Below are 14,669 nucleotides of genomic sequence, written 5' to 3' on the forward strand. Positions count from 1 at the left end.
TTTGATAGGTAAAAACTATCTCATTGATTGGTCTTTTACCCTTTATTCACCCAGTCGTGGCCCCTATACTGGCCCTTGTTTTTACATCAACCCCTTAACACCTATTACAGGAGTAATTATGGTCCTGGTAACTCGTCAAGCCCCTGACTTCACCGCAGCTGCCGTACTCGGCAATGGCGAAATCGTTGAAAACTTCAACTTCAAGAAGCACCTGAACGGCAAACCAGCCGTCCTGTTCTTCTGGCCGATGGACTTCACCTTCGTATGTCCTTCTGAGCTGATCGCTTTCGATCACCGCTATGAAGAGTTCCAGAAGCGTGGCGTTGAAGTGGTTGGCGTTTCATTCGACTCAGAATTTGTCCACAACGCATGGCGTAAAACCCCAGTCGAAAATGGCGGCATCGGGGAAGTGAAATACGCAATGGTTGCTGACATTAAGCGTGAAATTCAGAAAGCTTACGGCATCGAGCACCCAGAAGCAGGCGTTGCCCTGCGTGGTTCTTTCCTGATCGACAAAGACGGCGTGGTTCGCGCTCAGGTTGTTAACGACCTGCCAATCGGCCGTAACATCGACGAAATGATCCGTACCGTTGACGCATTGCAATTCCACGAGCAGCACGGCGAAGTGTGCCCGGCTCAATGGGAAAAAGGCAAAGCAGGTATGGGCGCTTCTCCAGACGGCGTAGCTAAATACCTGTCCGAAAACGCTTCCAAGCTGTAATTTCAGCCCGTTAGCGTATCAACCGGCCCTCGTGGCCGGTTTTTTTTTGCGCCAAATTAGGGCGTATTGCCCAGTTATCGTGCTTCATTTCCTTGTTTCCGCTCACATTTCCCCGGCGGTTTTCCGCGCGTATCCCTATCAGCAGCTAGTATCAATAACGCTGGCCCACTCTTTGCACGACACCGGTGGCAAGCCAAACACAATAAAAAAACTGACAGGGTAGGAATAACTATGTTTTTACAGAAATGGAGCAAGCCGCTGACCATGGCGGCGCTGCTGGTCAGCAGCAGCCTGTATGCCGCATCCAATCCGGCGGTCGAAGCCAAAAACGGCATGGTGGTAACATCGCAACATCTGGCCTCTCAGGTCGGCGTCGATATCCTGAAGCTGGGCGGTAATGCCATAGACGCAGCCGTGGCTGTGGGTTACGCGCAGGCGGTGGTCAACCCGTGCTGCGGCAACATCGGCGGCGGGGGCTTTATGACGGTGCACCTGGCTGACGGCACCGATACCTTTATCAATTTCCGTGAAACCGCGCCGGCGGCGGCCAATGCCAACATGTATCTGGATGCCGAGGGCAACGTGAAGAAAGGTGCCAGCCTGTATGGCTATCTGGCGGCGGGCGTGCCGGGTACGGTACTGGGAATGGAAACTGCGCGCGTTAAATACGGCAAGCTGAGCCGCGAACAGGTCATGGCGCCGGCCATCAAACTGGCGCGCGAGGGCTTTATCTTGACCCGTGCCGATACCGATATTCTCGATACGACCGTCGCGCGCTTTAAGCAAGATCCGGAATCCGCCAAAATCTTCCTGCGCGCTGACGGCACACCACTGCAGCCGGGCGATCGCCTGGTGCAAAGCGATTTGGCCAACACCCTGACCGCTATCGCCAAAGAGGGGCCAGACGCCTTCTACAAAGGCAAAATCCCCCAAGCGGTAGAGGCGGCAGCCAAACAAGGCGGCGGTATCCTGACCGCGGCCGATTTCGCCAACTACAAAGTGACCGAAACCCCGCCGATCACCTGTAGCTATCGCGGCTATAAATTTGTATCGGCGCCCCCACCCAGCTCAGGCGGCGTGACGCTGTGCGAAATCCTCAACGTGGTTGAGGGTTATGACCTGAAAAGCATGGGCTTCAATTCGGCAGCGGCAATCCATACCATGACCGAAGCGATGCGCCACGCCTATATGGACCGCAACACCTACCTTGGCGACCCGGAGTTCATCAAGAATCCGATCGACAGGCTGGTCAGCAAGAGCTATGCCGAAGAAATCCGCAAGAAAATCGTCGCTGACAAAGCTACACCGTCGGAAAACGTACAGCCCGGCATGGAACCCCACGAGAAGCCGGAAACCACTCATTACTCGATTGTCGATCATGATGGCAACGCCGTCTCTACCACCTATACCGTTAACGGCCGCTTTGGCGCGGTGGTGATCGCACCGGGCACCGGCTTCTTCCTCAACGATGAAATGGATGACTTCACCGTCAAGGTCGGCGAGAAAAACCTCTATGGCCTGGTGCAGGGTACCGCCAACAGCATTGCCCCCGGTAAGCGCCCACTATCGTCGATGAGCCCGACGCTGGTGACCAAAGACAATAAAATCTTTATGGTACTCGGCTCGCCGGGCGGCTCCCGCATCATCACCATCACCCTGCAGACCGCGCTCAACGTGATTGACCACGGCATGGCGCCGCAAGAGGCGGTAGATGCGCCACGTATCCACCATCAGTGGTTGCCGGATGAGGTTTACTACGAGCAGCGCGGTGTTTCTGCCGATACGCTTAAAATCCTTGCCGGTATGGGTTACAAGATGGTTGAGCAAACGCCGTGGGGCGCGGCGGAGCTGATTCTGGTGGGCCTGCCGGGTGCCGCCGGAGTCAGCCCGGCCAACTCCGGCAACGATTCGGCAGTGTCCGGCAAGGTGCGCGAAGGCTACCTGTACGGTGCCAATGACGTTCGCCGCCCAGCCGGTTCTGCCGTGGGATATTGATCGGCTCATTGGGCGTGTGAACGCCCACTCACTGAATTAAGGGCCGGGATACCGTAATGTCGTTCACTTAAGGTGTTTTTTACGCCTGTTCAATATTTTTTCGGTCGATAAACGGGTAAAGCTCCATGAAGCTCTTAAGCTCCGACCGAGCAAGGCGGCGTTGTCAGGGGCAACCGGCCAGGGAAGGCCGGTTGAGGCGAGACTAACAGGGAGGTTTGTCGTAGCCGACCCGCCCGACAACGTGGGTGCAGCGAGGGTATCAGCGCAGCGGACAGAGGGTGTTAAGCGAAGGCGCGGGTGGAGGGGCCGCGCCTACGGCCCCTCCCATTGCCGTTCATTGCGGTGGCAGAGAAATGCGGGATATTGACGGCAATTCTGCCTGCACTGAGCCTTCAGGGACCGAATAAAAAATGCCCGTCAGGCTTAAGTGAACAGCATTGCAGAATATCGGCCCTTCCTGCCTTAACCCAGCCGCCGCCACAGGGTCACGGACTCTTCACCCAGCTGCAGCGTCATCGCATTCTGCGTTTCTTCCATTTCGCCCTTTCCTTCCAGCCGCTGCCATTGGCCTGCGGCCAGCAACGGCGTGTACGGCAACGTCACTGCACCGCTGCCCGCACGCTGCAATGCCACCAACACCTGTTCTTGTTGATAGAGACGCACAAATACCAAGGTCTCTCCGACCGCGTGCAGCACCTGACAGCCACCGCGACGCAGCGCCAGGCTCTGTTTGCGTAGCGCCGCCATTCGCTGGAACAAAGCCAGCAGGGGCCGATCCCAATGGCTCTCATCCCACGGGAAGGGTTTACGACAGAACGGATCGTTGGCGCCATCCAGACCAATTTCATCGCCATAATATAAACAGGGCACACCGATCCAACTCATCAGCCACACTGCCGCCATCTGCATCCGCGCCCGGTTGCCCTGCAATAGCGTCAGAAAGCGCGCGGTATCGTGGCTGTCGAGTTGATTGAACTGGATCAACTGGCGGCCATGCGGCAAGCCTGCCCGGTAGCCGTCCATCCATTGTGCACACTCCGCCGCCGACATCCGCACCGGGTGATGCGCGACGTCCAATCCGGCGAGAAACCCCCTCACCGGCAGGGCAAAGCCCATGTAGTTCATCGCCGCATCTTCAACGCCGGCATGCAGCCAGCGCCGCGCATCGCCAAAATGCTCGCCCAGTACATAGGCCTGCGGATTTTCCTGCTTAACCGCGTGATAAATGCCTGCCAGATGCCGCAGGTTGCCGGCGGCCCCGCCGTTTTCACCCAGCATATGCACCACGTCCAGCCGCCAGCCGTCAATGCTGTAGGGCGGGCGTAACCAATGGCGCACTACACTGCCCTCACCGCGATAAATCGCCTCCGCCACCTGGGGTTCGGCAAAGTTGAGCTTCGGCAGGCTGGCGTTGCCCTTCCAGTCAAGCGCACGGCCATCCGGGTAGAAATTAAACCAGCCACGATAGGGAGAATCCGGGTGGTGGCAAGCGCCGCTGTCGCCTTGCTGGTGACGATCAAACCACGGGTGGGAATCGCCGGTATGGTTAAATACCCCGTCGAGTACCAGTTTCATCCCCACCTTGTGAGTGCTCACTCGCAAACGTTGCAAGGCGACGTTGCCGCCCAAATAGGGATCGACCTGATAATAGTCTTCGGTATCGTATTTATGCACGCTGGGTGCGGTAAAGATCGGGTTCAGATAGAGCGCCGTCACGCCCAACTGCTGCAGGTAAGGCAATTTTTGGCTAATGCCGTCCAGGTCGCCGCCATAGAAGGTGGACGCGGCGTGTCGGTCCTCCAGCGGCTGCTGCCAGTCACAGCGAACGACATCGCAGCCGGCGGCATGGTGACGATAGCTGCCGCTCTGAATGCCGTGTTCGCCGCCGCTGCTGGCAAAGCGATCGGGAAAGATTTGATAGAAAATCTGGTCGGCCACCCATTGCGGGCTGATGTCGGGCACGTCGACGGCAAATTGCGTCAATTGTCCCGGCGGCGTCAGAGACTCTCCCTGTGGACCGAACCATTGCTGGCGGTCGGCCCAGACCAGCTTGAAGCAGTAACGGCGGGTTGCCTCGCCCTCATTCAGGGTCAGGCTGGCCTGATATCGCTGCAACCCGCCAACCAGCTGCCCTTTCATGATCAGCAGCCATTCTTCATTGTCCGGCTCGGCGCGCAAAAAAACCTGTTCAGGCAGTTCATTGCCCTGTAACCACAGCGTGATATCCAGGCGTTGTCCCTTCTTCACCACAAAAGGCGGGACCGGTTGATGCCAGGCGTTAAGCATGACTTTCCTCCAGCTGTACAAAACGAAATCGACGACGTTATTCAATGCCACGAACAATGCCACGTTGAGTGTCAGTCCCCCTCCTCTCTGGCCGGTAAACTCGGGGAGGAGCCGGGGGGTGGAGATAAGCAGTCAGCGCTAACCCTATGTAAAAAAGGGTAAACAGCCGCACATTATGACCCGTAACCATTAGGCTAACGTCTTTTGAGTGTATTGGATATTTTTTGCGCATTTTTTAAAGGAGCGGCAATGCAACAACAGATAACCCTGTGGCTGGAAAAATTCGGGCTGGAATTTAGCGGAGTCATGTCCCTGTTGATGGTGCTGGGACTGATCGTCCTGATTTCGGTAGTGATCCACCTGGTGTTGCACCGCGTGGTGTTGGCAGCAATCCAACGCCGTGGCCAACGGTCGCAGCGTGTCTGGCAGCAGGCGATCACCCAGTACAAGCTGTTCCAGCGCATGGCACTGTTGCTGCAAGGGGTGATCATTAATCTGCAGGCGGTGCTGTGGCTGCACGCCGGCAGTGAGACCCAGGCGATTATTGTCACCGCCGCTCAGGTGTGGATCATGGGCTTCGCCCTGCTGTCGCTGTTTTCCTTACTGGATACGCTGCTGGCAATGCTGCGCCAAAGCCCGATCTCCAATCAGTTGCCGCTGCGCGGTATTTTCCAGGGCCTGAAGCTGGTCGCGGCGATCCTGATCGGCATCATGATCGTTTCACTGCTGATGGGAAAATCACCCTTGCTGCTGCTCAGCGGCCTGGGGGCGATGACTGCGGTGCTGATGCTGGTCTTTAAGGACCCGATCCTCGGCCTGGTGGCCGGCATCCAGCTTTCCGCTAACGACATGCTGAGCATCGGCGACTGGCTGGAAATGCCGAAATACGGCGCCGATGGCGCGGTGACCGACATTGGCCTGACCACGGTGAAAGTGCGCAACTGGGACAATACCGTGACCACCATCCCGACTTACGCGCTAATCTCCGACTCCTTCAAAAACTGGCGCTCCATGTCGGAATCCGGTGGCCGTCGCATCAAGCGCAGTATCAATATCGACACCACCAGCGTGCATTTCCTGTCGGGAGAAGAACAACAGCGCCTGAACCGTAACCCGCTGCTGCAACGCTACCTGAACGATAAAACGCAGGAGCTGAGCCAGCATAATCAGCAGACTGGCGTAGATCTCAGTTCACCGCTCAACGGCCGCCGCCTGACCAACCTTGGCACGCTGCGCGCTTACCTGGTGGCCTATCTGCGCGCTCACCCCGGCATTCACCAGAATATGACGCTGATGGTGCGCCAGTTGGCACCGCTGCCAGAAGGTTTACCGCTGGAGATTTACGCTTTCACCAACACCACGGTTTGGGCTGAATACGAGAGCATTCAGTCGGATATCTTTGACCATATCCTGGCGGTGATTAACGAATTCGATTTGCGGGTGCATCAAACGCCGACCGGTAACGACATGCGCAGCATGCTGAACCCCCTGCGACAGGCGGCAGACATTTCCTGACGCAGGCTGACGTAACTGTTTCTGCTGGTAATTATTCTCCGCCAATTGCCAGCAGATATCTCCAGCCTCTTTTCTTGCTCACCTAAAGCGGTGTTAATACGCTCACCCAGCCACCGGAAAGAAGAGATGCCATTGCTGAAACAGGTAAAACATCGGCTGTTTACCCTGCTGGCCACGCTGTTGTTCATCGGCTGTCTGCACAGCGCTTCGCTGGATGAAAGCCGCATGAGCCGTACTCTGCAACCGTCGCTTAGCGCCCTGAGCAGCAACATGCAGGATATTCGCGAAGTGCTGGCACGCTGTGCCGGCGAGGGGAAAGAGGAAAGGCTGAGCGACAGCAGCCTGCGTATCGAAGCGCGCGCCTCCGGTGACGACGAACCTGAGGAAAAGCATTAAAAAAACACCGGCTCATGGCCGGTGTTTTCATCTTCAATCCTGTTGCTGCGCCAGCGTCGCCAGCTTCTTCTGGCGGTTGACCTTGAAGTAATATCCCGCCAGCAGCACCGCCACCCACACCAGCCCGGCGTACAGCGATACGCGAGTCGTTGGGAAGTAACCAATCAGACCGATGATAAACACCAGGAAGATGATCGCTACCACCGAGGTAAACACCCCGCCGCGCAGTGGGAACGCCAGGCCTTTCACCTGCTCTTTGCTCAGACTGCGACGGAAGGCAATCTGCGAGAACAGGATCATGATCCACACCCACACGGTGGCGAAGGTCGCCAGTGAAGCAATCACCAGGAACACGTTTTCCGGCATGATGTAGTTGAGATACACCGCCAGCAACAGCGCCAACATCATCACCACCACTGTGACCCACGGGATCCCGCGTTTGGACACCTTGCTGAACATCTTCGGCGCATGGCCCTGCTCGGCCATGCCGTGCAGCATGCGGCCAACACCAAACACATCGCTGTTAATCGCCGACAGCGACGCGGTGATCACCACAAAGTTAAGGATGCCCGCCGCCACGGTAATGCCCATATGCTGGAAAGTCAGCACGAACGGACTGCCGTTGGTACCCACCTGATTCCACGGGTAGATTGACATAATGACAAACAGCGTACCGACGTAGAACACCAGAATACGCCACGGTACCGAGTTGATGGCCTTGGGAATGGAGGTTTTCGGGTCTTTGGCTTCACCGGCAGTGATACCGATAATCTCGATACCGCCGTAGGCGAACATCACCAACTGTAGCGACAGGATCATGCCGATAAAGCCGTTGCTGAAGAAGCCGCCGTTAGACCACAGGTTATGGATGCCGGTCGGCTGCCCACCGTTGCCAATCCCCCAGATGATGATACCGATACCGGCGGCAATCATGATGATAATGGTGGCGACTTTAAAGAAGGAGAACCAAAACTCCAGCTCGCCGAACACCTTCACGCTCATCAGGTTGATGGCGCCTATCACCAGCACCACGCTCAGTACCCAAATCCAGTGCGGCACCTCGGGGAACCACACGCCCATATAGATGCCGAAAGCGGTCACGTCGGCAATCGCAACGATCAGGATTTCAAAACAGTAGGTCCAACCGGTGATATATCCGGCCATCGGGCCCAGGTAGTCCTGAGCATAACGCGAGAACGAACTGGCCTGCGGGTTGTTGACCGACATCTCGCCCAGCGCACGCATGATGATAAAAGCGACGATGCCGCCGATCAGGTACGCCAGCAAAACGCTAGGGCCGGCCATTTTAATCGCGTCCGCCGAACCGTAGAACAGGCCGGTGCCGATAGCCGAACCCAAAGCCATAAAGCGAATGTGACGGGTGCTGAGACCGCGTTTTAGCTTATTGGGCGTGGGAGCGGTGGGTGACTGTTGTTGCATGAAAATAACCCGTGTTTTTTAAACGTAAAAAAGCCACGGACAAGTCCGTGGCCCAAAATTTAGCCGGGGGATTAGGAGTGCGCGGTCACTTCGGAACGCGTACAAACCCGGTCATAAATCGCGACCAGCACCAGCATCAACAGCGAAGGCGACAACCATGCCAGACCCTGTTCTGCCAGCGGCAGGTGATTGGTCCAATCCGGCAGCACTTGCTGGAAGGCGGACGCTTTCACCGCGTCAAGGATACCAAACAACAGGCTGACTAACATCACCGGCGCGATAATACGCGGCGCGCTGTTCCACCAACGCAGGGTGAAGCTCAGCACCACCAGCACGATGCACGGCGGGTAAATCGCGGTCAGCACCGGAATGGAGATTTGGATCAGATGGCTCAGGCCCAGGTTGGACACCACCATCGAGAACAGCCCCAGAATAAACACCAGCGTCTTGTAGGAGAACGGCAGATATTGGGCAAAGAACTCGGCGCAAGCGCAGGTCAGGCCAACCGCAGTCACCATACAGGCGATGAAAATCAGCGCCGCCAGGAAGAAGCTGCCCAGCCCACCGAAGGTGTTTTGCACGTAAGCATGCAGGATCACCGCGCCGTTGGTCGCGTCGGGTACCAACACGCCGCTGCCGGAGCCCAGCTTAAACAGGCTCAGATAAACCAGCGTCAGGCCCACACCGGCAATCAGCCCGGCCAGGATGGTGTAACGCGTCAGCAAACCGGCATCTTTAACGCCGCGGGAACGCGCAGCATTAACGATGACGATGCCGAATACCAGCGCGCCCAGCGTATCCATGGTCAGATAGCCGTTGACGAAGCCGGAAGAGAAAGGAACGTTCTGATAAATGTCGGTCGCCGGGATAGGCGTACCTGCCGGCCAAACCAGCGCGGCGATGCCGAGCGCGCCCAGCGCAACAATTTTCAGCGGTGCCAGCACGTGGCCCACGGTATCGAGCAGGCGGCCCGGATACAGCGAGATGCCGATCACCAACGCGAAGTACACCAGGCTGTAAATAAACAGCGGCATGGCGCCATCACCGGTCAGCGGTGCAATGCCCACTTCAAAGGAGACGGTCGCGGTACGCGGCGTGGCGAACAGCGGGCCTACGGCCAGATAGCAGACGGTAGCCAGCAGCAGACCGGCGCGACGGCCAATCGGCGAGCTCAGGGCGTCAATGCCGCCACCGACGCGCGCCAGGGCGATCACGGTCATCACCGGCAGACCGACGGCGGTGATCAGAAAGCCGATAGCTGCGGTCCAGACGTGTTCACCGGACTGTAAACCGACCATCGGCGGGAAAATGATATTCCCGGCGCCGACGAATAAGGCAAAGGTCATAAAACCCAATGCGATAATATCTTTTGACGTTAAACGATGACTCATACGATGTCGTGTTGCCTGTTCAAATGAAAAAAAATGCCCGATATGGAGGTAGCGTTAAGCCCCATCCGGTTGCCGGCTTGCCATTTCATCGCGAGACCAATAAGAGCAGAAAACGCATAACGTCCGGCGTTTTGTCCTTATTCGAAAGTGACCACTCATGATGATGGGCAGAGTTTTAGGAGTTATAAATGGAGGTTTAGTCCGACAACGGAGGCTAAGTTAAACGTTTATAGCGTTGAAAGGCAAGTCGCATGACAAAAAGCAGAGCTATCGACCAGATTATCTTTCGACACCAGTCGATCATAGGGGCTATCAATAAATATACAATACATGATTTGTATCATTTTTGAGCAACGCATTCACAAAACGTGAAGAAGATGCCTCATGACCGCGCGAAACCGCCAATAAACCACCAGTTTCCGCGCGGTCTGAACCGATTTTTTGCCCTACCAAACCTGCTCGGCAATATTGACCACGCTTTGCAGTTTATTCCACTGCTGCTGCTCACTCAGGCTGTTGCCCTCTTCAGTCGAAGCGAAACCGCACTGGGTGCTGAGGCAAAGCTGTCGACGATCGACAAACTGCGCCGCCTCTTCAAGTCTTTGTTTCACCTGCTCGGGGTTTTCCAGATCCCCGTTTTTGGTGGTAATCAGGCCCAGCACCACCTGCTGTTTGCCCGGTTTGATAAAACGCAGCGGCTCGAAACCACCGGAACGCTCATTGTCGTATTCCAGGAAGAAAGCGTCGATATTCACCTGACCAAACAGGATCTCCGCCACAGGTTCATAGCCGCCCTCGGAGATCCAGGTGGAGCGGAAATTACCGCGGCAAACGTGCAACCCGATGATCAGATCCTCCGGCTTATCGGCGATCGCCGCATTCAGCACATCCGCGTAAATGCGCGCCAGAAGATCCGGATCCTCTCCACGTTCGCGGATCTGCCGCCGTTGATCGTCAGAGCACAGGTAGGCCCACACGGTGTCATCCAGTTGCAGATAACGGCAACCGGCATCATAAAACGCCTTGATCGCCTCGCGGTAGGTCTGCGCCAGATCGTCAAAATAGCCGTTCAGATCCGGGTAAACCTGGCTGTCGATGGCCTTACGCCCACCGCGAAAGTGCAGCACGCTCGGGCTTGGAATGGTCATCTTCGGCACCGCATCACCGGCGATGGCCTTCAGAAAACGAAAGTCCTCCAGCATCGGATGTTGCGGGTTGAAGCCCAATTTGCCGACCACCTTGATACTGCGCGCCCGCGTTTGTACGCCGTTAAACTGGATCCCCTGCTCCGCGTCATAACCTTCCACGCCGTCCAGTCCTTCCAAAAAGTCGAAGTGCCACCACGCTCGACGGAATTCTCCATCCGTCACGACTGCCAAACCGAGATCTTTCTGTTTTGCCACCGCCAGACGGATCTGTTGGTCTTCAACTTCCCGTAACTGAAGGGCATCAATCTCGCCCTGCAGAAACTGTTGGCGAGCGGTTTTCAGCGCCGCAGGGCGTAACAGACTGCCGACAACGTCAGCGTGAAAGGCAGAATTGCAATCGCACATAATATGACTCCCGCTAGCCGGCAAAAGCTCGGGCCTTTGCCTCAGTGATTTACAGTGTGAACTATTACGCCGGGTTATTAAATAGACTTCCAGACGTCTAGATGACTTATAATCAGCATGCTGTCACGTCGACTGACGGGCGGCAACGGAAGAATTTTCACAGGGGATGAAAGAAATTCATGTTGGGCACTCAAGGTGCCCAGAGGCAGGCTTATTGCAGGCCCAGCGCCAGGCGGGTTTTCTGCAGAGTCTGCGGCGGCAGTGGCAGATAGCCGTCGTGATTGACCAGATTTTGCCCGGTGTCCGACAGCACGCGATCGAGAAATGCCGCCGTCAGCGGCTCCAGCGGCTGGTTGGGCGCTTTATTAATGTAAATATACAGATAGCGCGACAACGGATAGCTGCCGTTACGCACGTTGGCATCATTTGGCGTCACATAGTTTTGGCCGGTCTCCGCTAACGGTAACAGCCGTACGCCGCTGGCGCGAAAACCGATGCTGGCATAGCCGATACTGTTCAGCGAACCGGCCACCGCCTGCACGACTGAAGCCGAGCCCGGCAGCTCATTGACGCGCGGCATAAAATCGCCGCCGCACAGCGCACGCAGTTTGAAATAGCCGTAGGTGCCGGAGGCCGAATTACGTCCAAAACGTTGCAGCGCACGCTGTTGCCAATCACCGGTCAGCCCCAGTTCCCCCCACCTCGTCAAAGGCTGGCTTTCGCCACAGCGCAGAGTCGCGGAGAAAATTCGGTCGAGCTGCTGCAGATTAAGACCGCGCAGCGGATTGTCCTGATGCACCAGCACCACCAGCGCATCGACCGCGACCGGTACCGCCAACGGCGCATAACCGTAACGATGCTCGAATGCAGAGACTTCCGCGGCCTTCATCGGGCGACTCATCGGGCCAAGCTGCGCTGCACCAGCCGCCAATGCGGTTGGCGCCGTGGAGGAACCGGCGGCCTGGATTTGCAGATTAACGTTGGGATAATGCTGGCTGAAGTCCTGCGCCCACAGCGCCATCAGGTTCGCCAGCGTATCGGAGCCGACGCTAGACAGGTTGCCGGACAGCATGCCATCCGGCTGTGCCAGCGCGCCTCGGCTTGCCAACAGCGCCAGGCAAAGCAACAGCCCTCGGGTGATTCGGATCATGCCAGCCTCTCGCGTTAATTTTTCACCGCATTCTCTGACAAAGCTGCGGGAACAATCAACCGGTTAGGCAAGGTAAAGATAAATCGGGTGCCGATGCCCTGCTCGCTAAGGATCTCCAGCCGCGCATCGTGGTGACTGAGCGCATGCTTGACGATCGCCAACCCCAGCCCGCTGCCGCCGGTCTGGCGTGAACGGGCTTTGTCGACGCGGTAGAAGCGTTCGGTCAAACGGGGAATATGTTCGGCCGCGATGCCCGGCCCATTATCACTGACCTGAAACTGCGCGCCGTTTGGCGTCTGCTGCCAGCTGACCTCAATATTGGTGCCTTTCGGCGTATGATTGACGGCGTTATACACCAGATTCGACACCGCACTGCGAAGTTGGTCATCGTTACCGAACACTTTCAACTGCTCATTCACCCGGAAGGTGATCTCGTGGTTGCCGCCGCTCAGCGATTGCGCCTCACGTTGTAACACCCGCAACATCAGGGGGATATCAACCCGCTCGTTCATTTCAACGTTAGGCGCCGCCTCGATGCGCGACAGCGTCAGCAGTTGCTTGACCAGTCCGTCCATGCGGCGAGTCTGCTCCTGCATGGTGCCCAACGCCTTACCGCGCAGCGAACCATCCAGCTCTTCGTCGCTCATCATTTCCAGGTAACCCTGCAATACCGTCAGCGGCGTACGCAACTCGTGGCTGACGTTAGCGAAGAAGTTGCGCCGAGCCCCTTCCAGTTGACGCATCTGGGTCACATCGCGGGCTACCATCAATAATTGCCCTTCGGAGTAGGGCATCACACGAAACTCGACGTAATGCTCGTTATTCAGTTGCAGCGTCAAAGGGCGGGAGAACTCCTGCTGTTGCAGATAGTGACTGAACTCCGGATAACGCAACAGGTTGAGAATGTGCTGGCCATTGTCTTCCGGCCAGCGGAAACCCAGCAAATGCTGCGCCAGCCCGTTGCACCAAAAGATATTGCCTTCGACGGTAGTCATCACTACCGCATCGGGCAGCGATTCCGCTCCGCTACGGAAGCGTTTGATCAACAGCGCCAGCTCACGACGCCGACGACGGTTCCGTTGCTGCATCTGATACAAGCCGTAAAACAGCGGTTCCCAGCTCCAGCGGCCAGGCGGCGGCGTCATGCTGCGGTCAACCCACAGCCAGTGGGAAAGTTTGAGTTGATTGTAGAAATTCCATACCAACGCCGCCAGCACGGAGGCCAGCAGCAGCCAGGGCAGATAACCGAAAATCAGCCCCAACAGTAAGGCAGGCAGGCAGAAAAGGGCCAGCTCCAGGGCCAGCCTCTTCCAGGATAGACGTTCTAACACGGCATATTCTCCAGCGCGGCGCGATCAGTAGCGCGTTGAGAATCGGTAGCCGGTGCCCCGAACGGTTTGAACCATTTTGTCATGACCACTGGTCTCTAACGCCTTACGGAGCCGACGGATGTGCACGTCAACGGTGCGGTCTTCCACATAAACGTTAGTGCCCCAGACGTGATTAAGCAACTGCTCACGGCTATAAACGCGTTCAGGATGGGTCATAAAGAAGTGCAACAGCTTGAACTCGGTCGGCCCCATATCCAGCGCTTGTTCGTTAGCCATCACGCGGTGTGAGGAAGGGTCCAGGCTCAGCCCTTGCATTTCAATCACTTCTTCCACCGCCATCGGTGAAATACGGCGCATTACCGCCTTGATGCGCGCCACCAGTTCCTTCGGTGAGAAGGGTTTGGTGATGTAATCATCCGCCCCGACTTCCAGGCCGCGCACCCGGTCTTCTTCTTCACCGCGCGCGGTCAACATCATCACCGGAATATCGCGGGTTAGCGCTTCACGCTTCATATGTTTAATAAACTGAATGCCGGATCCCCCGGGTAACATCCAGTCGAGCAACACTAAATCAGGGAACGGCTCAGACAGGCGCGTCACGGCGCTGTCATAATCCTCAGCTTCCAACGGTTGGTAACCATTCTGTTCCAACACAAAGCACACCATCTCACGGATCGGCGCTTCGTCTTCCACCACCAGTATGCGTCTTGCCATCGTCAATCCTGCCAATGTGTTAGCGATCACAGTTGATTGCGGGCGCCATTATGCGTCAGTTTTGTGACACTTTTATGAAAAAAGCGGGCTGTTATAGGCAGTAAGCATAGCGATTATTTCCAACGTCAAAGAAAAATCATTCAGTTGTCATAATGATTGCGTCACGACAGCCGCCGC

General features: G+C 56.6%; 11 protein-coding genes. 4 read left to right on the plus strand and 7 right to left on the minus strand.

Annotated features, from left to right (window positions below; translation table 11 throughout):
• Positions 1-118: 118 nt before the first annotated feature.
• A complete protein-coding gene (locus AC1RKG_RS14540) occupies positions 119-721 on the plus strand; it encodes a peroxiredoxin C (RefSeq protein WP_020825459.1) in 603 nt (200 codons plus the stop codon).
• A gap of 231 nt (positions 722-952) precedes the next feature.
• Entirely contained in the window at positions 953-2,716 is a 1,764-nt protein-coding gene (gene ggt / locus AC1RKG_RS14545) for a gamma-glutamyltransferase (protein ID WP_046374366.1), read from the plus strand.
• 462 nt (positions 2,717-3,178) lie between these two features.
• Here the strand turns inward: ggt and malZ are convergent, their stop codons facing one another.
• Positions 3,179-5,002 carry a maltodextrin glucosidase gene (gene malZ, locus AC1RKG_RS14550; protein ID WP_493183309.1) on the minus strand — a complete coding sequence of 608 codons (1,824 nt, stop codon included), beginning with the start codon at positions 5,000-5,002 and terminating at the stop codon, positions 3,179-3,181.
• Positions 5,003-5,251: 249 nt separating this feature from the next.
• Between malZ and AC1RKG_RS14555 the strand changes: the two genes are divergently transcribed.
• Complete coding sequence (locus tag AC1RKG_RS14555; protein ID WP_128864409.1) at positions 5,252-6,517, plus strand: mechanosensitive ion channel family protein; 1,266 nt, start codon at positions 5,252-5,254, stop codon at positions 6,515-6,517.
• Positions 6,518-6,649: 132 nt separating this feature from the next.
• Positions 6,650-6,913 carry a hypothetical protein gene (locus AC1RKG_RS14560; RefSeq protein ID WP_048759760.1) on the plus strand — a complete coding sequence of 88 codons (264 nt, stop codon included), beginning with the start codon at positions 6,650-6,652 and terminating at the stop codon, positions 6,911-6,913.
• 33 nt (positions 6,914-6,946) lie between these two features.
• Here the strand turns inward: AC1RKG_RS14560 and proY are convergent, their stop codons facing one another.
• From proY to phoB, 6 genes are all read right to left on the minus strand, one after another.
• Positions 6,947-8,353: a proline-specific permease ProY gene (proY, locus tag AC1RKG_RS14565; protein WP_020825454.1), complete on the minus strand. Its 1,407-nt coding sequence runs from the start codon at positions 8,351-8,353 to the stop codon at positions 6,947-6,949.
• A 71-nt stretch (positions 8,354-8,424) separates the two neighbouring features.
• Positions 8,425-9,744: a branched-chain amino acid transport system II carrier protein gene (brnQ, locus tag AC1RKG_RS14570; protein ID WP_020825453.1), complete on the minus strand. Its 1,320-nt coding sequence runs from the start codon at positions 9,742-9,744 to the stop codon at positions 8,425-8,427.
• A gap of 446 nt (positions 9,745-10,190) precedes the next feature.
• Positions 10,191-11,297: a cobalamin-independent methionine synthase II family protein gene (locus AC1RKG_RS14575; protein ID WP_493183312.1), complete on the minus strand. Its 1,107-nt coding sequence runs from the start codon at positions 11,295-11,297 to the stop codon at positions 10,191-10,193.
• A gap of 211 nt (positions 11,298-11,508) precedes the next feature.
• Entirely contained in the window at positions 11,509-12,447 is a 939-nt protein-coding gene (locus AC1RKG_RS14580; RefSeq protein ID WP_046374370.1) for a PstS family phosphate ABC transporter substrate-binding protein, read from the minus strand.
• Between the two features lie 14 nt (positions 12,448-12,461).
• Positions 12,462-13,778 (minus strand): phosphate regulon sensor histidine kinase PhoR, encoded by a 1,317-nt coding sequence (gene phoR / locus AC1RKG_RS14585; protein ID WP_046374371.1) that lies wholly within the window; start codon positions 13,776-13,778, stop codon positions 12,462-12,464.
• 24 nt (positions 13,779-13,802) lie between these two features.
• Positions 13,803-14,492 carry a phosphate response regulator transcription factor PhoB gene (gene phoB, locus AC1RKG_RS14590; RefSeq protein ID WP_020825449.1) on the minus strand — a complete coding sequence of 230 codons (690 nt, stop codon included), beginning with the start codon at positions 14,490-14,492 and terminating at the stop codon, positions 13,803-13,805.
• Positions 14,493-14,669: the final 177 nt, after the last annotated feature.

The sequence above is a fragment of the Serratia sp. GW822-FHT06D09 genome (assembly GCF_058799515.1).

Excerpts from the sequence above, each read along its gene's own strand:
- AC1RKG_RS14580 (WP_046374370.1), bottom strand. The coding sequence starts at position 12,447 with ATGATCCGAATCACCCGAGGGCTGTTGCTTTGCCTGGCGCTGTTGGCA.
- phoB (WP_020825449.1), bottom strand. The coding sequence starts at position 14,492 with ATGGCAAGACGCATACTGGTGGTGGAAGACGAAGCGCCGATCCGTGAG.
- AC1RKG_RS14540 (WP_020825459.1), top strand. The coding sequence starts at position 119 with ATGGTCCTGGTAACTCGTCAAGCCCCTGACTTCACCGCAGCTGCCGTA.
- AC1RKG_RS14575 (WP_493183312.1), bottom strand. The coding sequence starts at position 11,297 with ATGTGCGATTGCAATTCTGCCTTTCACGCTGACGTTGTCGGCAGTCTG.
- ggt (WP_046374366.1), top strand. The coding sequence starts at position 953 with ATGTTTTTACAGAAATGGAGCAAGCCGCTGACCATGGCGGCGCTGCTG.
- AC1RKG_RS14555 (WP_128864409.1), top strand. The coding sequence starts at position 5,252 with ATGCAACAACAGATAACCCTGTGGCTGGAAAAATTCGGGCTGGAATTT.
- brnQ (WP_020825453.1), bottom strand. The coding sequence starts at position 9,744 with ATGAGTCATCGTTTAACGTCAAAAGATATTATCGCATTGGGTTTTATG.
- malZ (WP_493183309.1), bottom strand. The coding sequence starts at position 5,002 with ATGCTTAACGCCTGGCATCAACCGGTCCCGCCTTTTGTGGTGAAGAAG.
- proY (WP_020825454.1), bottom strand. The coding sequence starts at position 8,353 with ATGCAACAACAGTCACCCACCGCTCCCACGCCCAATAAGCTAAAACGC.